At 70.6% G+C, this 23,263-nt stretch carries 19 protein-coding genes and 1 pseudogene; 7 read left to right on the top strand and 13 right to left on the bottom strand.

Annotation, left to right across the window (positions count from 1 at the left end):
• Window positions 1-32 precede the first annotated feature (32 nt).
• The 3 genes from VXC91_RS15550 to VXC91_RS15540 are packed head-to-tail and all read right to left on the bottom strand — an operon-like array spanning window position 33 to window position 3,130.
• The gene (locus VXC91_RS15550; RefSeq protein WP_329507850.1) at window positions 33-938 is read right to left on the bottom strand and encodes a carbohydrate ABC transporter permease; all 906 of its coding nucleotides are present in this window, start codon (window positions 936-938) and stop codon (window positions 33-35) included.
• Window positions 935-1,828: a carbohydrate ABC transporter permease gene (locus VXC91_RS15545; protein ID WP_329507849.1), complete on the bottom strand. Its 894-nt coding sequence runs from the start codon at window positions 1,826-1,828 to the stop codon at window positions 935-937. The genes VXC91_RS15550 and VXC91_RS15545 overlap by 4 nt, the downstream gene beginning before the upstream one ends.
• Window positions 1,829-1,834: 6 nt before the next feature.
• Window positions 1,835-3,130 carry an extracellular solute-binding protein gene (locus VXC91_RS15540; protein ID WP_329507848.1) on the bottom strand — a complete coding sequence of 432 codons (1,296 nt, stop codon included), beginning with the start codon at window positions 3,128-3,130 and terminating at the stop codon, window positions 1,835-1,837.
• Between the two features lie 215 nt (window positions 3,131-3,345).
• Between VXC91_RS15540 and VXC91_RS15535 the strand changes: the two genes are divergently transcribed.
• The 4 genes from VXC91_RS15535 to VXC91_RS15520 all read left to right on the top strand — a co-directional run bounded on the left by VXC91_RS15535 (window position 3,346) and on the right by VXC91_RS15520 (window position 8,256).
• Window positions 3,346-4,425 (top strand): LacI family DNA-binding transcriptional regulator, encoded by a 1,080-nt coding sequence (locus tag VXC91_RS15535; protein ID WP_329507847.1) that lies wholly within the window; start codon window positions 3,346-3,348, stop codon window positions 4,423-4,425.
• Between the two features lie 432 nt (window positions 4,426-4,857).
• Entirely contained in the window at window positions 4,858-6,201 is a 1,344-nt protein-coding gene (locus tag VXC91_RS15530; RefSeq protein WP_329507846.1) for an amidase, read from the top strand.
• 468 nt (window positions 6,202-6,669) lie between these two features.
• Window positions 6,670-7,854 carry an alcohol dehydrogenase catalytic domain-containing protein gene (locus tag VXC91_RS15525; RefSeq protein ID WP_329507845.1) on the top strand — a complete coding sequence of 395 codons (1,185 nt, stop codon included), beginning with the start codon at window positions 6,670-6,672 and terminating at the stop codon, window positions 7,852-7,854.
• Window positions 7,855-7,890: 36 nt separating this feature from the next.
• On the top strand, window positions 7,891-8,256 hold the full coding sequence (locus VXC91_RS15520) for a TraR/DksA family transcriptional regulator (protein ID WP_329507844.1): 366 nt from the start codon (window positions 7,891-7,893) through the stop codon (window positions 8,254-8,256).
• Between the two features lie 178 nt (window positions 8,257-8,434).
• Here the strand turns inward: VXC91_RS15520 and VXC91_RS15515 are convergent, their stop codons facing one another.
• Both VXC91_RS15515 and VXC91_RS15510 read right to left on the bottom strand, forming a co-directional pair.
• Complete coding sequence (locus VXC91_RS15515; protein WP_329507843.1) at window positions 8,435-8,917, bottom strand: GNAT family N-acetyltransferase; 483 nt, start codon at window positions 8,915-8,917, stop codon at window positions 8,435-8,437.
• Window positions 8,918-8,971: 54 nt separating this feature from the next.
• A complete protein-coding gene (locus VXC91_RS15510; protein WP_329507842.1) occupies window positions 8,972-9,148 on the bottom strand; it encodes a hypothetical protein in 177 nt (58 codons plus the stop codon).
• Window positions 9,149-9,661: 513 nt separating this feature from the next.
• Between VXC91_RS15510 and VXC91_RS15505 the strand changes: the two genes are divergently transcribed.
• Both VXC91_RS15505 and VXC91_RS15500 read left to right on the top strand, forming a co-directional pair.
• A complete protein-coding gene (locus tag VXC91_RS15505; RefSeq protein ID WP_329507841.1) occupies window positions 9,662-10,222 on the top strand; it encodes an HD domain-containing protein in 561 nt (186 codons plus the stop codon).
• Window positions 10,223-10,507: 285 nt separating this feature from the next.
• Complete coding sequence (locus VXC91_RS15500; RefSeq protein WP_329507840.1) at window positions 10,508-11,707, top strand: glycosyltransferase 87 family protein; 1,200 nt, start codon at window positions 10,508-10,510, stop codon at window positions 11,705-11,707.
• On the opposite strand, the gene VXC91_RS15495 is transcribed toward VXC91_RS15500, so the two are convergent.
• Entirely contained in the window at window positions 11,677-12,381 is a 705-nt protein-coding gene (locus VXC91_RS15495) for a DNA polymerase beta superfamily protein (RefSeq protein WP_329507839.1), read from the bottom strand. The genes VXC91_RS15500 and VXC91_RS15495 overlap by 31 nt on opposite strands.
• Window positions 12,382-12,591: 210 nt before the next feature.
• Here VXC91_RS15495 and VXC91_RS15490 point away from each other — a divergent pair.
• Window positions 12,592-13,397 (top strand): annotated as a pseudogene (locus VXC91_RS15490) (SDR family oxidoreductase).
• Window positions 13,398-13,449: 52 nt separating this feature from the next.
• On the opposite strand, the gene VXC91_RS15485 reads toward VXC91_RS15490, so the two are convergent.
• The 7 genes from VXC91_RS15485 to VXC91_RS15455 form a co-directional block, all read right to left on the bottom strand.
• Window positions 13,450-13,683, bottom strand: a complete 234-nt coding sequence (locus tag VXC91_RS15485) for a hypothetical protein (protein WP_329507838.1) — start codon at window positions 13,681-13,683, stop codon at window positions 13,450-13,452.
• Between the two features lie 101 nt (window positions 13,684-13,784).
• Window positions 13,785-15,275, bottom strand: a complete 1,491-nt coding sequence (locus VXC91_RS15480; protein ID WP_329507837.1) for an SDR family NAD(P)-dependent oxidoreductase — start codon at window positions 15,273-15,275, stop codon at window positions 13,785-13,787.
• Window positions 15,276-15,507: 232 nt separating this feature from the next.
• A complete protein-coding gene (locus VXC91_RS15475; protein WP_329507836.1) occupies window positions 15,508-16,869 on the bottom strand; it encodes a wax ester/triacylglycerol synthase family O-acyltransferase in 1,362 nt (453 codons plus the stop codon).
• A gap of 144 nt (window positions 16,870-17,013) precedes the next feature.
• Window positions 17,014-19,344 carry a GH92 family glycosyl hydrolase gene (locus VXC91_RS15470; RefSeq protein ID WP_329507835.1) on the bottom strand — a complete coding sequence of 777 codons (2,331 nt, stop codon included), beginning with the start codon at window positions 19,342-19,344 and terminating at the stop codon, window positions 17,014-17,016.
• 658 nt (window positions 19,345-20,002) lie between these two features.
• Window positions 20,003-21,223: a glucose-1-phosphate adenylyltransferase gene (gene glgC, locus VXC91_RS15465; protein WP_329507834.1), complete on the bottom strand. Its 1,221-nt coding sequence runs from the start codon at window positions 21,221-21,223 to the stop codon at window positions 20,003-20,005.
• A 45-nt stretch (window positions 21,224-21,268) separates the two neighbouring features.
• Window positions 21,269-22,420, bottom strand: coding sequence for a glycogen synthase (gene glgA / locus VXC91_RS15460; protein ID WP_329507833.1), 1,152 nt, complete (start codon window positions 22,418-22,420; stop codon window positions 21,269-21,271).
• A gap of 75 nt (window positions 22,421-22,495) precedes the next feature.
• A complete protein-coding gene (locus VXC91_RS15455) occupies window positions 22,496-23,233 on the bottom strand; it encodes a (2Fe-2S)-binding protein (RefSeq protein WP_329507832.1) in 738 nt (245 codons plus the stop codon).
• Window positions 23,234-23,263 lie beyond the last annotated feature (30 nt).

Genomic DNA, 23,263 nt, shown 5'->3' with positions numbered 1-23,263 from the left:
ATTCCTTCAAACGGTAGTGCATGTAAGGGGGTTCAGCCCTTGACGGCGCCCTCGCCGACGCCGCGGAAGAAGTAGCGCTGCAGGCAGGCGAAGAGGATCATGAGCGGCGCCACCGCGATGACGGTGCCCGCGGCGACGAGGCGTTCGTCGTTGGCGAAGGTGCCGTGCAGATAGTTGAGTCCGATGGTGAGGGTGAACTTCGACGGGTCGCTCAGCACGATCAGCGGCCACAGGAAGTCGTCCCAGGAGAACATGAACGCGAAGATCGCGACGACAGCCAGGGTGCCCTTTACCGACGGCAGCGCGATCCTGAAGAACCGCTGCCAGATGTTGGCGCCGTCGACGAACGCGGCCTCCTCGATCTCGATCGGCAGGTTGAGGAAGGCGTTGCGCATCAGCAGCACGTTCAGGGCGCTGACGCTGCCCGGCAGGACCACGCCGATCAGCGTGTTGTTGAGGCCGAGCTCCCGCATGGCGGTGAACTGGGCGATGATGATGCTCTCGGCGGGCACGAGCATCGCCAGGATGAAGACGAGGGTGGCGACCCTCCGGCCCCGGTAGCGCAGCCGGGCCAGCGCGTAGCCCGCGAGGGCCGCGCCGACGCAGTTGGTCACGACGTTGGCGGCGGCGACCTTCAGTGAGTTCAGGGCGTAGTCCCACACCGGGATGGTGTCCGAGACGCGCGCGTAGTTGTGCAGCGTCGGATGGGCGGGCAGGAAGGAGGGCGGGGAGCTGTAGATGTCCTCGGTCGGGCCCTTGAGCGAGGTGGACAGCTGCCACAGGAACGGGCCGACCGTCAGTGCCAGCACGACCAGCAGCAGCACGTACCTGAGGACCAGTTCCCACCCCCGGACGCGGCGGCCGTGCTCGTCGGCGACCGGTCTCCGGCGTGCGGTGGCCGGGGCCGGGGCCGGCGGTGCCTTCTCCACGACGGTCATGCGTCCTCCTTCCGGTCCGCGCGCAGAACGAGCAGCATCAGCGCCACGGTGACGACGAACACGACCAGCGAGATCGCGGAGGCGTAGCCGACTCGGCCGGTCAGACCGGTGCCGGTGCGCTGGACGAGCATGACCAGGGTGGTGTCCTCGCCGGCCGGGCCGCCGCTGGGACCGGCCATCAGGTACACCTCGGAGAACACTTTGAAGGCGGCGACCGAGGAGAGCGCGGCGACCAGCACCATGGTGGAGCGGACCGCGGGCACCGTGACCGTCAGGAAGCGCCGCACGGCACCCGCGCCGTCCACGGCCGCGGCCTCGTGCAGTTCACGCGGCACGTTCGCGAGCGCGGCCAGGTAGATGATCATGTAGTAGCCGAGGCCCTTCCAGACCGTGACGGCCATGGCGCTCAGAAGGAGCAGCCACTGGTCGCTGAGGAAGCCGACCCGGCCCACGCCGATCGTCTCCAGCAATGAGTTCACCAGGCCGCGGTCGTCCAGCAGCCACACCCAGATCAAGCCCACCACGACGATGGAGGCGACGACCGGGGTGTAGAAGGCCGAGCGGAAGAACGCGATACCGGGGATGTTCTTCTGCACCAGGAGCGCCAGCAGCAGCGGCAGTACGACGAGCGCGGGGACGACCCCGAGGACGTAGAGCGCGCTGTTGCGCAGGCCGATCCAGAACATGTCGTCGTGCAGCAGTTCGCGGAAGTTCGCGAGTCCCACGAACCGGCCCTGGATCAGGGTGCGGCGGTCGGTGAAGGCGTTCACCACGGTGGAGACGAACGGGTAGAGGATGAAGGCGCCGGTCACCACCAGCCCCGGGGCTGCGAAGAGCCAGGGGCTGGTGGGCAGTTGGCGCCGCACCCGCGACACGGTGGAAGGGGCCATGACGGTTCAGCCCTGCTGCTGGAGGAGCTGGTTGCAGGCCTTGACAGCGTTGTCAAGAGCCGCCTTGGGGCTCTCCTTGCCCTGCAGCGCCTTGGCCACCTCGTTGCGCAGCGCGGTCTTCATCTGGTCGCTGAACAGCACGGGCGTGTAGTTGACCGCATTCTTCAGGGACTTGGCGGCGGCGATCCGCACCCGCGTCTCGTCCGTGCCGTCCTCCTTGGTGAAGTACGGGTCGTCGAGCGAGCCGGCGGTGCTCGGGAAGATGGCCACCTTCTTCGCGAACGACATCTGGTTCTGCGCGTCGGTCACGTAGTGTGCGAAGGCGACGGCGGCCGGGGTGCGCTTGGTGCGGGAGTTGACCATCACGCCCATCACGTACATGTTGACGTGGCCGGTGCTGCTGATCTGGTCGGTGATCCCGATGTTCTTGTACAGGTTGGGCGCCTGCTTCTTGAAGTTCTCCAGGTCCAGCGCGCTGCCCGGGTTCATGGCGACGGCCTCGGTGAGGAACTTCTTGCCGGAGGACTCGGGGGTGGCGGTCAGGGCCTGCGGGTCGAGCGCCTTGGCGCCGAACAGCTCCTTGTACTTGGTCAGGAGTTCGACGCCCTTCGCGTCGTTGAAGGCGAAGGCTGTGCCCTGCTGGTTCATCAGCTCGACGCCGTAGCGGCCGAAGTCCTCGATGGTGGGCACGTTGGCGAGGGTGGCGACCTTGCCGTCGGTCTTCTTCGCCATCTGCAGGGCGTCGGCGAAGAGTTCGGCGTACGTCGTCGGGGGCTTGTTCGGGTCGAGCCCGGCGTTCTTGAAAAGGCTCTTGTTGTAGAACATCGGGCCGGTGTTCAGGTACCAGGGGAAGGCGTAGGTACCGGTCACGCCCGGTATCTGCTGCCCCGTCCAGGCCCCGTCGAGGTACTCGGGCCGGTACTTGGCCGCCGCCTTGTCGAGGTCGAGGGCGAGTCCGGCCTTGACGAGAGGGGCGAGCAGGTCGGGCGAGACGTTGACGACGTCGGGCAGGGTCCCGCCCGCCGCGTCCGCGCTGAGCTTGTCGGCGTACCCCTCGGCGGGCTGGTCGATCCACTTCACGTGCGTGCCGGGGTACTTCTTCTCGAAGCCGGCGATCAGGCCGTCGAAGTAGGACTTGAAGTTGGCGCGCAGGTTCCAGGTCTGGAAGGTGATGTCGCCCTCGACCTTGCCCGATGCGTCGGTCGATCCGCTGCCGCCGTCCGAGGAGCCGCAGGCGCTCAGCGGCAGGACGAGGGCGGCCACGGCAGCGGCGGCGAATGTTCTGCGGGATGGAGTGGGCACGGTGACACGGCTCCCTTGCGGCGTCGGCGACTGGTGTCGCCGTCGACCATGCATGGCCCGTTCGAGAGAAGTCAATGGATTCCCCCGACTAAAGAATTCCTGCCTTCATTAGCCCAGGTCAGACCCACTACCAGACGTCACTTGCCCAAGTCGACTAATGCGCTTTAGAGTCTGATTGCTCAAGCGCTTTAGTCCACTCGCAGAAAGGGGCCGCCGTGCCCGCCAAGCGGTCCCCCGCACGCCGTCCGACGATGAAGGACATCGCACAGCGCGCGGGAGTCTCCGAGAGCGCCGTCTCCTTCGCACTCAACGGACGGCCCGGCGTCTCCGAGGTGACCCGCGACCGGGTGCGCCGGGTCGCGGAGCAGCTGGGCTGGCGGCCGAGCACGGCGGCACGCCAGCTCTCCGGCGAGGGCGCCGCCACGGTGGGCCTGGTGGTGGCGCGCCCGGCGGACACGCTGGGCGTGGACTCCTTCTTCCTCCAGCTGATCTCCGGCATCCAGGAAGTACTGGCGGAGCGTCACCTCGGCCTGCTCTTCCAGGTGGTGGAGGACATGGACGCGGAGTGCGGCGTCTACCGGCGCTGGTGGGCCGAGCACCGGGTGGACGGCGTGATGGTGGTGGATCCGCGTACGGAGGATCCGCGCCCCGATCTGCTCGACGAACTGGGCCTGCCCGCCGTGGTGATCGGCGGAGTACCGGACGCGCGCCATCCCGGGCCATCCACGGTCTGGGCCGACGACGCCGGCGCGATGGCCGCGGTGGTCGACCGGTTGTACGCGCTGGGCCACCGCAGGATCGCGCACATCGCGGGCCTGCCGGGCCTCGCGCACACCGAGTGCCGCATCCGCACGCTGCGCGCCGAGGCCGAACGGCGGGGCCTCTCCGAAGTACGGTCGGTGACCACCGACTACTCGGACGCGGAGGGCGCCGCCGTCACGCGCCGCGTGCTGGCCGAGGACTCTCCACCGACGGCGCTGGTCTACGACAACGACGTGATGGCCGTCGCCGGGCTCACGGCCGCCGCGGAACTGGGGTTCTCGGTGCCGGCCGACGTCTCGGTGATCTCGTGGGAGGACTCGGCGCTGTGCCGCATGGTCAGGCCGTGGCTGTCCGCGCTCTCCCGTGACACGACGGAGTTCGGCCGCAAGGCGGCAGGCGAACTGACCGCACTCCTGGACGGCGGCCCGGCCCGCACGGTGCAGGTGCCCGTGCCGCGTTTGATCGAGCGGGAGAGCACCGGGGCGGCGCTCCGCTCGGGGCCCCCTCCCCAGGAGAGCGAATCCCCCGGGTGAGGTCACTGGGATCCCAAGGGGTCCTATGGGCGGGAGCGGGGATCGCTCTGGCCGGACGCCCCGCCCCCGCCGGCGGCCGGGGCGGGGAGGGGAAGCATCGCCCCCGCGGTCACGACCGCGGCGACTCCGAGAACCTGACGTCTTGGAAACGCGCTCATGAGCATCTCCAATTCATCGGTGGTCTGATGATTGGGTCGCCCCCAGGAGACTGTCAATGGGGTGCGTGACGCTAGGGCTTGAGCCAGTGATCGGATGATCTCCGGGTCCCGGACGCGCGGACAGCGCCGCCGCACCGGATGTCCCGAGGGACATCCGCCGCAAGGGCGTGGTCAGACTCTCGACGCGGCGCCGCCGGCAGGGCACAGTGCTGCTCGTACTCGCCAGTACGAACGTGTACCCCTCGACCGTGTCGAGCACCGACAGGGAGCGCCCGTGACCAGTTGGGTCGGCCGTACCGCCGCAGAGATCGCCGCCGCCGTACGAGAGAAGCGGGCCACCCCGCACGAGGTGCTGGCCGAACACCTCGCACGGATCGAGCGGCTCGACGGCCGGATCGGCGCCTTCCGCCGGCTGCGCGCGGACTCCGCGCTCGCCGAGGCCGACGAGGTCGCCGACCGCACGGATCTGGCCGAACTCCCCCTCGCCGGCGTCCCCGTGGCCGTCAAGGACAATCTGGCCGTACGTGGTGAGTCCACTCGCAACGGCTCTGCCGCGACCCCGGACAAGCCCGCCGAACACGACCACATCACGGTGGCGCGGCTGCGCGCGGCGGGCGCGGTCGTCGTCGGACTGACGAACGTGCCCGAGCTGTGTGTCTTCGGGACCACGGAAGGGGTGTTCGGGGCCGCCCGTAATCCGTGGGACACCTCGCGCACGGCGGGCGGCTCCTCCGGCGGCAGCGCGGCGGCCGTGGCCGCCGGTCTGGTACCGATCGCACTCGGCAACGACGGGATGGGCTCGCTGCGCATCCCTGCCGCCAACTGCGGGCTCGTCACCATCAAGCCGGGCAACGGCACGGTCCCGGCAGGCATCGGCAACGGCGACTGGTTCGGCATGTCCGAGAACGGACCGCTCGCGACCACCGTCGAGGACGCCCGGCTGATGTTCGAAGTCCTCGCCGGCAGGCGCGAGACGACCGCGCCGCAGCCCGCCGCACACAGGATCGCGCTCTCCCTCCGCAGCCCCGTCCTCGGGGTGAGGGTGAGCCGTCCGTATGCGGACGCGGCCCGGTCGGCGGCATCCGCGCTCGCCGGGGCAGGTCATGACGTACGCCCGGCCGACCCGCCCTACCCGTGGTGGCTGGGCACGACCTCGCTGGCGCACTGGACGGCCGGTACAGCGGTCGACGCCGAGGGACTGGACGCGAGGCGACTGGCCCGGCGCACCCGGGTCCACGCCGCGGTGGGGCGTCGATTCGTCCAGAGCGTGCGCTCCGGTGCCCGCCGCGAGCAGTTGCGCCACATCCTGGAGCCGTTCTTCGCCGCACACGACGTACTGCTCACTCCGGCCCTCGCCCGCCGCAGTCCGGCCGCGAAACCCTGGCACGAGCGCGGCTGGCTGCACAACGTGCTGGTCAACACGAACTACTCCCCCATGACGCCGCCCTGGAACCTGACGGGCTGGCCCGCGATGTCGGTCCCGTGCGGAGCGCTCCCGGACGGCGCGCCGTGTGCCGTGCAACTGGTCGGGCGGCCAGGGTCGGAGCCGACGCTGCTGGACGTTGCGGGCCGGTTGGAGGCACTGCAGCCCTGGCGGCGTACGGCGCCTCTGAGTTAGTCCCGGCGCTCCGGCCGTACAGTCGCGCGGCGTGCGCCGGGTGGTCGGCATCGAGGTCGCGGTCGCACGCGAGAAAGCGCTGCGCACGTGCATTCAGGCCGTCGAGGACCGGACGGCTCCCAGGACATGCCGTGGCCCGGAGTCGCACATCGTCAAGGGGCGAGGACTGACGGCGCCGCGCTCCACCGGGCGGCGAGGTCGACGGCACGTACGGGCCCGGGAGCGTCCGGGGAGACGGGCGAGCCCGTCGTCGCTCGGCGCGGCTTCGCGACCGCGCGGTCCCCCGAGCACATCTCCCTGCCGCCGGCCCGGCCGCGACGTTCGTGCCACGAAGGAAGGCCGCGACCGCTCCGCCACGCTCCGTGACGGGCGTCGCGGGCCTTCGGCATCGGCGTGTCGAACCGAGCGCCCCAGGGGACTCGGAAGGCCGGTGCCGATCACTGCACGACAGACCCCAGGAGCGAAACGATGCGAGCACTGACCTGGCAGGGCCGGCGGGACGTCCGTGTCGAGACCGTCCCCGACCCCCGGATCGAGAAGCCCGACGACATCATCGTGCGGATCACGTCCACCGGGATCTGTGGTTCCGACCTTCATCTGTACGAACTCTTCGGCCCCTATCTCGACCCGGGCGACATCCTGGGCCATGAGCCGATGGGTGTCGTGGAGGAGGTCGGACCCCAGGTGCACGCCCTCGCGCCGGGTGACCGTGTGGTCATACCGTTCAACATTTCCTGCCGTGATTGTTTCATGTGCAATCAGGGCCTGCATTCGCAGTGCGAGACGACGCAGGTCGAGGAGCGGGAAACCGGTGCCGCGCAGTTCGGCTGCACGAAGCTGTACGGGCAGGTGCCGGGCGGACAGGCCGAGCTGCTGCGGGTGCCGTTCGGCAACAAGCTGCCCATCAAGGTGCCCGAGGGCCCGCCGGACGACCGTTACGTCTACCTGAGCGACGTCCTGCCCACCGCCTGGCAGGCGGTCGAGTACGCGGCGGTGCCTGAGGGCGGAAGCGTGGCCGTGCTGGGGCTCGGCCCCATCGGCGACATGTCCACCCGCATCGCCCTTCACCGCGGCGCCGGCCTGGTCATCGGCGTGGACCTGGTGGACGAGCGCCTGGAGCGGGCGGCAGGGAACGGCGTCACCTGCTTCGACCTCCGCCGGCACGGGAGCGACCTGACCGAAGCCGTGCGGGACCTCACCGACGGGCGAGGACCGGATGCCGTGATCGACGCCGTCGGCATGGAGGCGCACGGGGCGCCGTTCGCCAAGGCGGCGCAATGGGTCACCGGCCATCTGCCCGTCGCCGTGGCGCAGCCCTTGATGGAGCACGCCGGAATGGATCGGCTCGGGGCCCTGCACACGGCGGTCGACCTGGTGCGCCGTGGCGGCACGCTGTCCGTGTCCGGGATGTACGGCGGTGCGGCGAGCCCCATGCCGCTGCTGACGATGTTCGACAAACAGATCCAGGTACGGATGGGGCAGGCGAACGTGTGGCGGTGGGTGGAGGACATCCTGCCTCTGCTCACGGACGAGGACCCACTCGGTGTCGACGGTTTCAAAACCCACGCCGTGCCGCTGGAGGACGGCCCGAAGGCCTACGCGATGTTCCAGGCCAAGGAGGACGGGATGGTCAAGACCCTCCTCAAGCCCTGACCGTGCGCAATCCCTCCGATCGAGTTGGGAGTCCTCATGCCCACGACACTGTCGGCCGACGACCTGCAGGAGATCACGGATCGACTCACCGCCGAGGCGGACGCACTGCGCGAGGAACTCGCCGACGCCGAGTCGAAGATGCCTGCCCTCTACGCGGACGGCGACCTCGACGCCGCCGACGTCGGCGCACGGGTGACCGCGCTCGCGGCCCTGCGCGCCGATGCCGACCGCGCCCGGACTCTGCTGGACCGGATCGTCGCCACCCTCCCCCGCGTGGGGGCGCCCGGGTTCGGCCGGTGCACGGCGTGTGGCGACGTCATCGCCCGGGACCGACTTCTGGCGGTACCGCACACGGAGTTGTGCATCGCCTGCGCCCGGGCCGGGACCGGCGCACGGCCCTGAGGTCTCCACGGCCGTCGGCACCCCGGGCCGCTCCGGTGGCCGGATGACGGGGACACAGCGGAAAACCTCGTACCGGCCGGTGGGTGAACGGCACGTCCACGCCGTCACGGGCGGAGGCGAGCGTCACGGCACGTCCCTTCCCGATCACCGACCCCTCGGGACGCCTGGTACGGCACCCTCACAACGCCCGATACATGACATGCAGCCCCACCGCGCCGAACCGTGGATGTTCGTACGCGTCGGGGATCGTGCCCACGATCGTGAAACCGAGGGACATCCACAGCTGCACGGCGGGGTTTGTCTCGACGACCGCGTTGAAGACCATGCCCCGATAGCCCTCCGCCTTGGCCGTGGCCAGGATGTGCTCGGCGAGCGCAGACCCGATGCCGCGTCCGGCGTGGTCCGGGTCGACCATGAAGCCGGCGTTGGCGATGCCTGCGGCGGGTCCGCCGTAGTTCGGGGTCACGTAGGCGGAGCCGACGATCGCTCCGGAGTCGTCCTCGGCGACGGACACGCGCTTGGCCGGCGCCATCCACAGGGCGCGGGCGGCCTCCTCGCCGGTGTCCGGGTCCCAGGTGTAGGTCTCGCCGGCGGCGACGATCCGGTGCCAGAAGGGCCAGATGCGCGGCCAGTCGCCGGCCTCGGCTTCCCTGATCAGCATGGGCGCGAGTCCGACACGCCCATGCCGCAGGCGATCACGACGGGTCCTGCCAGGTCAGTCGACACTCGGCAGGATGTGGGGTTCGGCAAGGTCGTCCTCGTAGCCTGCCAGCCGGATGGGGGCCGAGCGGGCCCACACGTCCAGGCTGCCGAGCTTCTTCTCTGTCCGCAGGCCCCCGTGCTCCACGCGTTCCTTGGGGCGCTCATCGTGATGCGTCTTCTCCGGTGTCACCGCGCACTCCTTATGTGTCGGGTAACCCTCGGGACGTACCGGCCCGGTCTGCCGCCTTGGCCTCGCGCGTCCGCTCGGGTCTGGGTCCAAACTGTTCGGACGCGGTGGCGCCGGCAACTCGTTCGAGAGCAGGCCGTGGTAGGCGGCTTGTCCCGGGACGGACCGTGGGTGTGGGTGGGACCCCAATGGCTGTCCGCTTGCTCCAGGTTAACCAAATGAGCGGGCAGCCGCTCGATGGGGCTGAAACAACCAGGTAACTGTCTTGAGTCGTCGGGCACCCATGCGCCCTCATTATTAACCAATTTGTTGCTTCTTATCCCATTTCAAGGCACCCGTTCGGCGCAATCGTCGAACGGCTCATCGGTACCGCACATGTGCGGATCGGCCTCCATCGGCGTGGCTCGGCCCGGCTCGGCCCGCACCGTGCTCAGTTCAAGTCCCGTTGGCCGAGTCGCAAGCTCGCCATGATCTGCTGACATTCGGCAACGGCTTTTCTCGCGGGAGGACTGACGCATGGAGCTGCGCAGCGTCGAGGAGCTGATGGATCTGCTGCACGCCTGCCGGGGCGCTTGGGACGCCCCGGACCGCAGCGGCGACCCGGTCGATCTGCACGACCACGCGCTGCAGACCGCCGCCCTGCTGCGCCGAAGTCGCCCTGCGGACAAGGAACTGCAGGTGGCCGGCCTGGTCCACGACATAGGCCATCTGCTACGGCCGGGCGACGACGCAGGGCACGCGCACCACGCGGCCGACGCGGTACGGCCGTTGCTCGGTGAGCGAGTCTCCCGCCTCGTGCGCCTGCACGTGGCCGCCAAGCGCTATCTGGCCGCGGTCTCCCCGGAACACGGCCTGTCGCCGCAGAGCGCGCTCACCCTGAGGCGTCAGGGCGGGCCCATGACGCCGGCGGAGGTAGTCGCCTTCGAACGCGACCCGCTCGCCGAAGACGCGGTCACTCTGCGTCAGGCGGACGACGCGGCCAAGGTCATGGGCCTCAACGCCGGTGTGCTGGAGGACTGGCGGACGGTCCTCGAGCTGGTGGCGGCCCGACAGGCCCGGCTGGGGGCCATGGACTGAGACGGCCGGGAGCCGTCGCACGACGGGCCCAGCCGTGCCGTCAGGGACCTACGCGCCACATGGACGGGTGGCCCCGACCGCCGCTCCCGGGCGACGGCCGCCCCGTACGGCTGCTGCGCGTGGTGAACGCGACCGCCTCGCGATCGGCCCCGGGTCGTCCGGCCGGGTGCGACACGCTGCCGCCGGCGTAATGGGCGAGCGGGACGGTCCGGCTGCGCCACACTCTGCGGGGTGTGCCGCCGACACGGAGTCGCCCTGGCACGGCTCTGCGTGATCGGACAGTGGATGACCAGCCGTGCCGGCTGGTGCCTGGCCGCGTCCCTGGCCGTTCACCTTCTGGCGGTCGTCCACTTCTCTCCCGAGCCGTTGGATCTGCGTGTCTACCGCGACGGCTCTCCCCTGGTGCTCTCCAGCCGCCTCTACGACTACCGGCTGCGCACCCGCCCGCCGATCCCACTGCTGCCGTTCACCTACCCTCCATTCGCCGCGCTGGTCTTCCTCCCGCTGTCGCAGCTGCCCTGGACGGCCGTGGTCGTCCTGTGGCAGGCGGCCTCCGTGGCGGCCCTGGGTGTGATCGCCTACTGCACCGAGCGACTGCTGTCCGCCGGCCGGGACCGTCCCCGGATGTCCCGCGTCATGCTCTGGACGGCGGGGGGCCTGTGGCTGGAGCCGGTGCGCCACACCCTGGACCAGGGCCAGGTCAACCTGATCCTCGGAGCCCTGGTCCTGGCGGCGGTGGCGGTACCGCGCACGGCGGCGGCCCGGGGGACGGCCCTCGGTGCGGCGGCCGCGGTGAAGCTGACCCCGGCCTTCGGCGGCCTGTATCTGCTGGCGACACGGCAATGGCGGGCGGCCGCCTGGGCCCTCACGGCCGCGGGCGGCGCCACGGTCCTGGCCTGGGCGGTCGCCCCGCGGGAGTCGGCGCGCTACTGGTTCACCCTGGTGACGGAGACTCAGCGCATCGGCCCCTCGTGGTCCGTGCGCAACCAGTCCCTGCGCGGCGCACTCGGCAGACTCCTCGGCCCCGACGCCCCCGTCGCGGTGGCGTGGTGGACGGCCGTGGCACTGGCCACCGCACTGGCCGCGTACGCCCTGTGGAGCGCCGTGCGGCACCGGGACCCGCTCGGCATCCTGGTCACCGCCGAGCTCTACGGGCTGCTGGTGTCCCCCGTTTCGTGGAGCCACCACTGGATCTGGTGCCTGCCGTCCATGATGTGGCTGGCCCACGGGCCCGGTCGTCACCGGCCACTCGTCCGGGTGACGCTGGCGGCCTGGATCGTCGCCACGGCCACACGCCTCGTTCCGCTCCTGATCCGCAAGGAAGACGGGCTGCCGCACCCCACCCCGTACCCGGCACTGCTGGCATGGCCGGGAACGGCCTACGCCGCCTGCGCCGTGCTGTCCCTCCTCGCCATCGCCGCCTCGGGACGCGCGGCCCCCGTCCCGCCCCGGCTTCAGCGGGTACGGGCGGCTTCCGGGGCGTAGAAGTGGGCGCGGACACGGTGCAGCCAGGACTCGACAGCCGCCTCGTCGGGCTCCTGCGGCAGTACGCAGCGCGCCTCGTCGAAGGCGTTCTCGTAGTACCGGAGCAAGGACCGCGCGACCGTGGCGTCCTCGGCCACACGATCGCCGAATGCGTGGTACTCCTGCGCGTCCTCGAGCCGGACGGTCAGGTGGCCGGTGGCGTACAGTTCCAGCCCCTGGTGGCACAACCGCTTCAGGTGGCGGGCGTGCTTGGCGGTGCGCCTGCGGAGGTCCTCGGAGAGGGAGCCTGCACTGCGGGACTCGAGCCGCCTGACCGGCTGGGTGGCGTATCCCAGGTAGGCGTCCCGGACGCGCCGGGCAGACAGGAACGACCTGCGGATACCGATCAGCTCGTCACCGAGTGCTGTTCGGACCTCGTACAACTCCTCCGGCAGCCACACCAGTTCCGTCGCGCTCGGGTTGCCGCGGAGCGCGAGCCGGCACCACTTCGCGGCCTCGTGGAAGGTGCGGTCAGGGGCCGTGCCGACGTGGGACTCCTTCGGTCGGTGCAGTCCGTGCAGCGTCTGAGTCGGCGCGGCGAAGACGCCGAGCCGGTCCACGTCGGAACCGGCGTGCGCGAGCCCGTACGCGGTCGAGCCGACGATGCCGGACAGCAGGATGTGGGGGATGTTCATGGTCGGCCGCCTTCCTCGGGGTGGGACGATACGGGTGGCGGCTCCGGGCCGGCCGGTCGAGGGCGAGGAGAGCGAGCCACACCTTCCCGGAGGGGACGGCCCGCTCTGCGCGTGAGGCTAGGCGCCCGCCCACAGGCACGGCCAACGAATTTCGCCCTGACGTGCCTCGCCGGCCTGTCCTCTGACGGCGCGTCATGAGACGGTACGCGGATGACGTCGCCGTACGGGCTCCAGGGCAGGGTCGCCCTCGTCACCGGTGGGTCGCGCGGGATCGGAAGGGCCGTGGCGGGGCACTCGCGCGAGCCGGTGCGCGAGTGCGTCACCGCGCGGGATCCGCGGGCGGTACGACAGGCCGCGGAGGATCTCGGCGGTGTAGGGCTCGCGGGCAGCGTCGCCGATCCGGCCCACCTGCGGGAGCTCACCGAACTCGCCCTCCGCGCGTTCGGACGGATCGACGTCCTCGTCAACAACGCGGCGACCAACCAGCCCTACGGCCCCTCATGGACGCCGAACCGAAAAGCTGGCGGAATGCGTTCACCGTCAACGTGGAGGCGCCACTGCGGCTCGTCCAGTGCGCCTGGCGGGCCTGGATGGGCGAGCACGGCGGCACCGTGGTCAACATCTGTACCGAGGGTGCCGGGCATGCCGGCCCGAACGTGGGCGCCTACGGAACCAGCAAGGCGGCCCTGCTGCACCTCACGCGGCAGCTCGCGCCGAAGGTGCGGGTCAACTCGGTCTCCCCCGGGCTCGTCCGCACGGAGATGGCCCGCTTCGTCCGGGAGGACGGCGAGGACGCAATCGCCGCGGGGCTGCCGCTCGGCCGCATCGGCGCGCCCGAGGACATCGCGCGTGCCGTGGTCTGGCTCGCATCGGACGCGGCCGGCTGGATCACCGGCACGGACCTGCTGGTGGACGGCAGAACCCGGATCAGGGCCGGGTACGTCCCGGAGTCCTCGGCCTCCGGGACGTACGCCATCCAGCATCGGTTGCGCTCAAAGGCGCCGCATCAGAGGTGATGTCACAGGCGTCACCTCACTCGTGACGGTCGACTCGACCGGTGGCGATCGCTCACGGGAACAGCGCGATCCCGACGAGGATCAAGAGGATGATCCCTGCGACCATTGCGACGGTCGCCCAGGTGCCGCGGTGCCTCACCGGGGCACCTGGCCGGCCACCGCGCGGCCGGTCCTCGGGCAGGACGGGCATCGCCGGCCGATCCGACCTGTAGAACTGCTCGTCGCTCGTGTAGACGTTGCGGGGATCGCCGGTGGCGCGTGGATCGATCTCGTGTGGAATGGCCATGAGAACTCCTTGCGCGGTACTCACGACAGCCCGAGTTCCCGGTTGGCGCCAGGCCACACGTCAGGGGTGCCGCGTCGCCGCCCTCCGGACCGCTTCCCGGATCACCACTTCCCGGGCACGTAGTCCTTCAGGAAGACGCCGTACAGGTCCTCGCCCTGCTCGCCGCGCACAATCGGATCGTATACCCGGGCCGCTCCGTCGACGAGGTCCAGCGGAGCGTGGAAGCCCTCCTGCGCCAGGCGCACCTTGTCCGGATGCGGACGCTCGTCGGTGATCCAGCCGGTGTCGACGGCGGTCATCAGGATGCGGTCCTTCTCGAACATCTCCTGGGCGCTCGTGCGCGTGAGCATGTTCAGGGCGGCCTTGGCCATGTTGGTGTGCGGGTGACCGGCACCCTTGTAGCCGCGGCTGAAGACGCCCTCCATCGCCGAGACGTTCACGATGTAGGTGCGCCGGGCCGAGGAGGCGGCCAGCGCCGCCCGCAGACGGCTGATCAGGATGAACGGCGCCGTCGAGTTGCACAGTTGGACTTCGAGCAGCTCGACCGGCGTGACCTCCTCGACCGCCTGGATCCAGCTGTTGGTGTCGTGCAGGTCCGGGACGAGCCCGCCCGCGTCGATCGCCGTACCGGCCGCGATCCGCTCCAGGGAGGCCGAACCCGAGACCAGGGCGAGGCCGGTGACGTCCTGCGCGGTCAGCGCGCCGCCACCGGCCACCGGCAGCGCGGCCACGGCCCCGGAGCCGAACGCGCCGATGACCTCGGCGGACGGCAGCTCTCCCGCGGGCAACGGGGCGGACTCGGCGGCCACCAGCTCGCTGTAGGCCTGCGGGGAACGGCGTACGGTCTGCGCCGCATTGTTGATCAGGATGTCCAGCTGTCCCTCGGCGGCAACCGAGTCGGCCAGTGCCACCACCTGCGCCGGGTCGCGCAGGTCGATACCGACGATCTTCAGGCGGTGGATCCACGCGTCGCTGTCCGGCTGCGCTTTGAAGCGGCGGATCGCGTCGTTCGGAAAGCGTGTGGTGATGGTGGTGTGGGCGCCGTCCCGGAGCAGGCGCAGCGCGATGTACATGCCGATCTTGGCGCGGCCGCCGGTCAGCAGGGCGCGCTTGCCGGTGAGGTCGGCGCGGGCCTCGCGGCGGGACCGGTTCTCGTCGGCGCACCGCGGGCAGAGCTGGTGGTAGAAGTGGTCGACCTCGACGTAGCGGGTCTTGCAGACATAGCAGGAGCGCGGGCGCTGGAGTATGCCGGCGATCTGGCCGGAGTCGGTGGTCGACGACGGCAGGATGCCCTCGGTCTCGTCGTCGATGCGCTGCGCGGACCCGGTTGCCGTGGCCTCGGTGACCGCCTTGTCGTGGGCGGTCTTGGCGGCCCGGCGCTCCTGGCGGCGGCGCTGCTTGACCGTGCGGTAGATGTGCGAGGTGGCACGGCGCACCTTGATCGCGTCGGGGTGGTCGACGTCGAGGTCGTCGAGTTGCGCGAGCACGCTGAGGCAGACGGCCAGACGCTCCGGGTCGATGCCGGGCCCGTACGACCCCTCGTCCGTGGCCACCGAGCCGGCGACCGCCAGGCCGTCCTCTGTCACCGTCATCGCGCTGCCGTTCCTCACTCACCCGCGCAGCGCTCCGACCGCGCCCGCTTTCGAACAGCGAATTCTACGGAGCGCTCGGCCGGGTCTCCAAACCCGTGATGATCGGCGAACCGCGGCAGGGCCGGGCGGGGTGCAGCGGGGACCGCCGCGTCGGCGCACGCCCCCGGGGGGCGACGGCGCCGAGGGCGGCCGTGCATCGGCACGGCCGCCCTCGCCCGGTGTGACGAACCGCTCAGACGCGGCAGGCCGCCAGCAGCGTCTCCACCTCGTCCGGCACCGCGTGCGCCAGCCGCACCAGATCCGGCACCGCACGGGCGTCCGCGACGAACCCGTAGTGGACCCGGCCGCGGTAGGTCGAGATCGCGACCGCCAGGGACTGACCGCAGGCCAGCGGGGCCAGCGGATAGACCTCGGTGAGCGGGTTGCCGCCGAGCTTCAGACCGAGGCTGGGCAGCGGCACGCTGGTGACCAGGATGTCGAACCAGAGCCGGGCGGCCTGGCTGACCAGCGGTCCGCCCAGCCGGTGGCCCAGCGCGGGCACATGGTCGGCAAGCAGCGCGACGGCACCCGCACCTCGGTTGGGCCCGGCGTCCTTGTTGCGGTCCATCGCCGTGCGTACCGTCCGCAGCCGGTGCAACGGGTCCGGGTCGCCCACCGGGAGCCGTATCAGATAGCCGGAGAGCCGGTTGCCCTGTGGCTGCGCGGTGCTCGGGCGCCGGTTGGAGACCGGGATCAGGGCGCGGGGCTCGACGCCCGCGCTGCCGTCGCCACGCTCGTCGAGCCAGCGGCGCAGGGCGCCCGCGACGACGGCGATCAGGACGTCGTTGACGGTGCCGCCCGACGACTTGCGCACCCGGTGCACGTCGTCGAGGTCGACGGCGACGCCGGCGGTACGACGGGTGCCGCTGGGCTCGGAGGTGAGCGCGGACGACGAGCGCGCCCCGAGGGTCGACAGGGCGACGGAGGCACCGATGTCGAGGGCGCGTCCCACGTCGGCGAGCGTGCCGCGCAGCAGACCGGGGAGTCTGCGCATGTCCGGCAGGAGGCGGCGGGCGGGTTCCTGCGCGCGGGGCCGGGGCGTCGGCATGTCCATCGGGTCCATGACCGCGGCCGCCAGCGTGAGTGCGCGCAGTCCGTCGGCGAGCGCGTGGTGGAACTTGAACAGGACGGCGAAGGAGGTGCCGGACTCCCCCGGCAGCACATGCGCCTCCCACGGCGGCCGGCCGCGCTCCAACGGGCGCTCCATGAGCCGTCCGGCGACGGCATGGAAGTCGGCGGTGGGCGCCTGCAGCCGTACGTGGTCGAGCGGGTCGAAGTCGGGGGCGGGCTCGCGCGCCGCGCCGCCCAGGGCGAGCGGGAGACGCGCCGCGGGCAGGGCGCGCCTGAGGCGTCCGTCCGGCAGCCAGACGTCGCGGATCCGCATGCGCAGCCCCGGCACCGCGGCGGCGCGGCCCGCCAGCAGGTCGGCGGCGTGGGCGCCCGCGGTGGGTGAGTTGCACGCGAACACGCCGAGGGCGCCCAGGTGCATGGGATGCCGGGCGGACTCGATGTTCCAGAACGCCAGGTCGAGTGGTGCGAGCAGGTCGGAAGTCAATGGCTTGCCTCGCGTCGACGATGGGAGAACAAGAAGTCAACCTCCGACTGGCGATTACGGTCAAGTACGATCAGGCTACGCTCAGTTAACAGCAGATTAAGTCCCGCCTCTCCGAGAGAGGAGGGACTTATGAGGCATGCGAGGTCACTTCAGTGGGGGTGGCGCCGCCTGCGGCGCCGTACCCCACCCGGACGGCCGCACGCCGACCGTGAACGCCAACGTGCTCGGACGGCGCAACGTGTCGGTGGTGATGTACGTCCGTTCGTAGGCCGCTTTGTCGACGCGCACTCCTTGGATGTACCGCCGACTGTCCGACGTGCCGGGCGCGGTGACGGTCAGTCCGCCGCCGGGGTAGTACACCCGGTCCAGCACCAGGTCGACCCGGTCGAAGACGGGTGTGGTCAGCCCCCAGGTGCGATGACCGGGCTGCACCGGGAAGATCCCGATCGACGAGAGCACGTTCCAGGCGGACATGGTGCCGAGATCGTCGTTGCCGGTCATGCCGGTCGGACCGTCTGTGAACAGGGTCAGCGCCGCGTGCACCACGTCGGTCGTCTTCCAGGGCTGGCCGGTCGAGAGGTACGTGTACGGCGCGATGAGGTCGGGCTCGTTCTGAGGGTTGTACTTGTCCGCGTTGTAGTACGCGTACGGCCCGTTCACCCAGACCTCGCGCGCGGTCCTCGCAGGGTCCTTGAGCAGTTGGTCGTAGGCGAAGAAGGCATCGAGCCGGTCGTTGGCCGCACGGTCGCCCCCGATGAGGCCGACCATACCGCGCAGGTCCTGCGGCACGAGCCACTGGTACTGCCCGGCCGTGCCCTCGTGGAAACCCACGCTCTTGGCCGGGTCGGCCGGTCCCGCGAAAGCGCCGGAGGCGTCCCGGGCACGGAAGAAGCCGGTCGAGCGGTCGAAGATGTTTCGGTAGTTCCGCGACCGGGCGGCATAGCGCGCCGCGTCCGCGTCATGGCCCAGATCGCGTGCCATCTGGGCGAGCATCGCGTCGGACAGCGCGTACTCCAGGGTCACCGAGCCTCCGTGGTGGTAGTCGGAGTCGCCGGGCTTGGTGTAGGGGCGGTCCTTGATGTACGGCGCGAAGCCGTTCGCGATGTACTCGCGGTTCGCCTCCCGGCCCACGTACATGCTGTCGGCGGGCGGGACACCGTCGGCGTTCTTCTTCAGCGCGCGGTAGGCCCGCTCCTCGTGTCCCTTGAGCAGCCCCTGCTGGTAGGCGTTGGTGAGGTAGGGCGTGACCGGGTCGCCGCTCATGATGTTCGTCTCGACCGTGCCGTAACCCCACTTGGGCAGCCAGCCGCCGTCCGCGTCGATCCGGAGCACGGAGAGCGCCATGTCGCGCGCCTCTCGCGGGGCGAGCAGGGACAGCAGCTGGGACTGGGTGCGGTAGGTGTCCCACAAGGACCAGTTCTGGTAGTACGTGAATCCCCGGACGTGGTGGATCCGCTGGTCCCAGCCGGTGTAGCGGCCGTCGGCGTCGCTGCCGATGTTCGGCGCGAGGAACGACCGGTACAGGGACGAGTAGAACGTGGTGTGCAGAGTGCGGTCGCCCCCTTGCACCCGGACGTCGTCGAGGCGGTCCTCCCAGGCGCGGCGGGCGGCCTCACGGACCTCGTCGAACGAACCGGCACCCGTTGCCGCGAGATTGACCTCGGCGCCGCGCGCGTCGACGTACGACAGCGCGGTGGTCGCCTCCACCGTGCGGTTCTTGGTCGCGTCGAACGTGACGTAGGCCCCGTTGCGCCCGGGGCCCGACGACTTCGTCGCATCCGGGGTGATCGAGTCCTGGTACCAGGTTCCATGCGCGGTGAAGGGCCGGTTGAAACGGGTGACCGTGTAGACCGTGTACGGACGCGTGGAGCGGCAGAAGCCGCTGCCCGTGATCGCGGTACGCACGGTGCGGTCGTCGAGGATCTCCACCTTGGAGGAGACGTTCTTGTGCAGCGCCTGGCCCGCGTTGAGCAGCACGTTGGCCTTGCCGGTGGCCGGGAACGTGTAGCGCTGCACTCCGGTGCGCTCGGTCGCCGTCAGTTCGGCCTCGATGCCGTCGTCGAGACGCACCCGGTAGTAGCCGGGGCTCGCCTGCTCGTTGGCGTGACTGAACGTGGCCGCGTACTTGGCGTGGTCCGTCTCCGTGACATCCCCGGTCGTGGGCAGCACGGGCAGGTCTCCTCCGATGGCGCAGCCGACGCCGGAGAGGTGGACGAGGGAGAAGCCGCGGATCCGGTGCTGGGTGTAGTCGTAACCGGTTCTGTGCCCGGTGTCCGGGGAGAGCTGGACCATGCCGAAGGGGACGGCGGCACCGGGGAATGTATTGCCTTCGTTCTGCGTGCCGATGAACGGGTTGACCAGGTCGGTGAGCCTGTCGTCGGGCGGCTGGGCGGCTGGGGCGGCCGACGGGGAGAACAGGGCCGAGGCCGCGACCGCGACCGCGGCGGCGAGGCGCAGGCGCCGGGTCCATCTCATCTCGGAAGACCTCCGGAGGATCGACGTCGTTGTCCACATGGTGGTGGTGCCATGTCAGATTCCGGAGTATCCGAAGCGGTTGACCTGGGGCGCGTCGCAGAAGATCGGTGCCTGGTCCCTCACCCGCGAGGTTCGGGCGTCCGGTACTGGGAGCCGGCGGCGCGGCGGTGGGCACAGGCGAACGACCGTAAGGCAGCGGCGAGTTCGCGCCCTTTCCGGGTCCGGCCGTCACGCCCCGGGGACGCAGAACTGCTCGAGGCGGGCCCGGATCAGCGATGGCCCGGCCGTGAGGGCGTCATGACGGCCGGCGCCTTCCAGGAGGGAGAGACGGCGCCGCCGGCCACCATTGGTCGACGACGTCGCGCGGGGGCGGCGCGCGAGGGGCGCGTCCGGCGGCTCGGCCGCCCCCCGGGACGAGGAACCTGCATGCCTGCGCCGGTCATATCGGCGACCTCGCTTTCGTCGTTCCCCCGTCTTCTCGCCGGGACGCTGCGCCGAGGCATGCCCGCGCTTCCTGGCCGATCGGCCGGTGCTCATTGGCGACGATAGGCGGTCCGGAGTGGCCCCTGCCTGCCGAGGTGCCGCCCGGTGCGTCATTCGGGTGGTCGGGCCGACGGTGCGCGCCCGCCGTCACGGAGGGAGCACCCCGCCGGTCCGCCTACGACACGCGCTGCCCCTTCCCCAGCGCGATCACCCCACCCTTCGACACCGTGTACAGCTCCGTGTCCCGGTCCGGGTTGACGCCGACCGTCGCGCCCTGCGGCACCTCGACGTTCTTGTCGAGGATGGCTCCGCGCACGATCGCGCCGCGTCCGACGTGGACGTTGTCGTGCAGGATCGAACCCTGTACGACGGCACCCGGGTCCACGACGACGCCCGGCGACAGCACCGACCGTGTCACCTGCCCCCGGATCAGGCACCCGGCGCTGATGATCGACTCGCTGGCGATGCCGCCGGCGCTGAAGCGGGCGGGCGACAGCTGGCCGGAGTGCGTGTAGATCGGCCAGCTGCGGTTGAAGAGATCGAAGGCCGGCCGCTCGGCGATCAGGTCCATATGGGCCTCGTAGTACGCGTCCAGTGTGCCGACGTCCCGCCAGTAACCCTGGTCGCGGCTGGTCTCGCCGGGCACGTGGTTGGCTTGGAAGTCGTACAGCTGTGCCTCACCGCGGTCGGTGAGGGCGGGCAGGATCGAACCGCCCATGTCATGCACGGAGTTCGGGTCCTCGGCATCCCGCTGAAGCGCCTCGATCAGCGCCTTGGTGGTGAAGATGTAGTTGCCCATCGAGGCGAAGACGTGCTCGGGGTCGTCCGGCAGTCCGGGCGGATCGGCGGGCTTCTCCAGGAAGCGTTCCACGGTCTGGCCGTCCGAGCCGGGGCTGATCACGCCGAAGGACGGGGACTCGGCGCGCGGCACCCGTATGCCCGCGACGGTCACGCCCGCTCCGCTGTCGATGTGCTGGGCGAGCATCTGCCGCGGGTCCATGCGGTAGACGTGGTCGGCACCGAACACCGCCACGTACTCGGGCTGTTCGTCGTATATGAGGTTCAGGGACTGCAGGATCGCATCGGCACTGCCCAGGTACCAGCGCGGACCGAGCCGCTGCTGGGCCGGCACGGGGGTGACGTAGTTTCCGAGCAGACTCGACATCCGCCAGGTGGTGGTGACGTGCCGGTCCAGCGAGTGCGACTTGTACTGCGTCAGCACGCAGATGCGCAGGATGTCGCCGTTCACGAGGTTGGACAGGACGAAATCGACGAGGCGGTAGGTCCCGCCGAAGGTCACGGCCGGTTTCGCGCGGTCGGTGGTCAGCGGCATCAACCGCTTGCCCTCCCCGCCGGCCAGTACGATTCCCAGCACCGAAGGTCCACCGCGTCGCATGCCGCCGCCCCTCCAAGACCGGTTGTGCCGCTCTCTGCTCAATGACTACCCCTGTTCGAGGAGTTCCTCGTACAGGCGAACCGTGCGGCGGGCCACCGTGTCCCAGCCGAACTGCTCCACCGCGCGCTCCCGGCCGGCCTCGCCCATGCGTTTGGCCGCCACCGGGTCTGCGAGGACCGCGTCGAGGGCGCGTGCGAGGTGCTCCTCGAAGTCGTCGTCCACATCGACCAGCAGACCGGTGCGCCCGTCGTCCACGACCTCCGGGATGCCCCCGGTGCGCGAGGCCACGACCGCCGTGCCGCATGCCATGGCCTCGAGGTTGACGATGCCGAGCGGTTCGTACACCGACGGGCAGACGAACACGGCGGCGTGGGTGAGGAGCTGGATCACGTCCGGCCGCGGCAGCATCTTCGGGATCCAGTGGACGCCCGCGCGGCTTCCGCTCAGCTCCTCGAACAGGTCCCGGAACTCGCGGTCGATCTCCGGTGTGTCGGGGGCACCCGCACACAGCACGACCTGGGTCTCGGGATCGATGTACCGCACCGCACGCAGCAGATGCGGCACACCCTTCTGGCGGGTGATGCGACCGACGAACAGGACGTACGGGCGACCCGGGTCGAGGCCGAGGCGAGCGAGGACGTCCGTGCCGTGGTCCGGCTGGTAGAGCGAGGTGTCGATGCCGTTGTGGACGACGTGGACCCGCGCGGGATCGAGGGCCGGATAGCAGTCGAGGATGTCGTCGCGCATGGCACCGGAGACGGCGATCACGGCGTCCGCGGCCTCGACGGCGGTCCGCTCGGCCCAGCCGGAGAGGGCGTATCCGCCCCCGAGCTGTTCCGCCTTCCAGGGGCGCAGCGGCTCCAGCGAGTGGGCGGTCATCACGTGCGGAATGCCGTACAGGAGCTTGGCCAGATGACCCGCGAGGTTGGCGTACCAGGTGTGGGAGTGGACCAGATCACGGTCTTCAAGGCCGGCGGCCATGGAGAGGTCCACCGAGAAGGTGCGCAGCGCGTCGTTGGCGGTGTCGAGGGCCGGCCACGACCGATGGCGTACGACGCCGCCCGCGCCTCCCTCGCCCCAGCAGTGCACGTCGAGGTCCGTGAGGGAGCGCAACTCCCTGGCGAGGAACTCGACATGAACGCCCGCGCCGCCGTAGACGTCCGGCGGGTACTCCCGGGTCAGCAGGCCCACACGCACCCGGAACCCCCTGTCTCAGCGGCTGGTTCCCACATGGTCACCCAGATACCGCGGTTGCGGAAGACCACCGGTGTGTCAGTCCCGGCCCGGCGGACGGTCGAAGCAGCAGTCGCCGCACAGTCCACCGCCGGGCAGCCGGTAATACAGGCAGCAGCTGCGACGCCGGCCGGTGGCGGCGTCGAGGGTGCCGGACAGGTCGGGGTGAGCGAACAGCCCGGCGGCCAGCGCGCGGGCCCGCTCGGCGACGTCCACGCGGCCGCCCGTGCGCGCCCAGCGGTCGATCATGCGCACGGCGCCTGCGAGGGCGGAGCCCGCGTTGCCCCACAACAGCCGTGCGGAGACACCGTGGCGAAAGACCAGGGCGGCCGTGAGCGGAACGAGGTGGGCCTCGCGCACGACCACGTCGAGCGCGTCGACGGGCAGCGCGTGCACCTCGCCGAGCCACAGGTCGTCGGGCGTGCTGCCGTCCGGGTCCCAGTGCAGCCACCGGGGATCGAGGTCGGGAACCCGGTCGTACAGCGCGGCGCATCCGAGTGCGGCGCACCAGAGACGGGCCACCAGGCCCTGGTGGGCGATGGAGGCGGCGACCCGCGACTCGGGGGTGTGGAGACTCTGCGCGACCTTGTGGACGCGAAAAGTCAGCGGATCCCGGTAAACGTCGGCGGCGGCGTCGGATGCGGTGGTCGCGTACGCGTGCGCGAGGGTGGGCAGCGGGCCGCGCGGCGCCACTCCGGTGCGTAGTACGAAGAAGCCGCCCAGGGCGCCGAGTGCGGAGAGTTCGGGATCGAGGTCCACGAAGGTCAGTAGTACCAAGGCCGGCAATGCCTCTGTTCAGGGGGACGC

It is taken from the genome of Streptomyces chiangmaiensis (assembly GCF_036281785.1).
Taxonomy (GTDB): Bacteria; Actinomycetota; Actinomycetes; order Streptomycetales; family Streptomycetaceae; genus Streptomyces; species Streptomyces chiangmaiensis.
The sequence above is the reverse complement of the archived record's forward strand: the minus strand, read 5'-3'. Positions and strand labels throughout refer to the sequence as shown.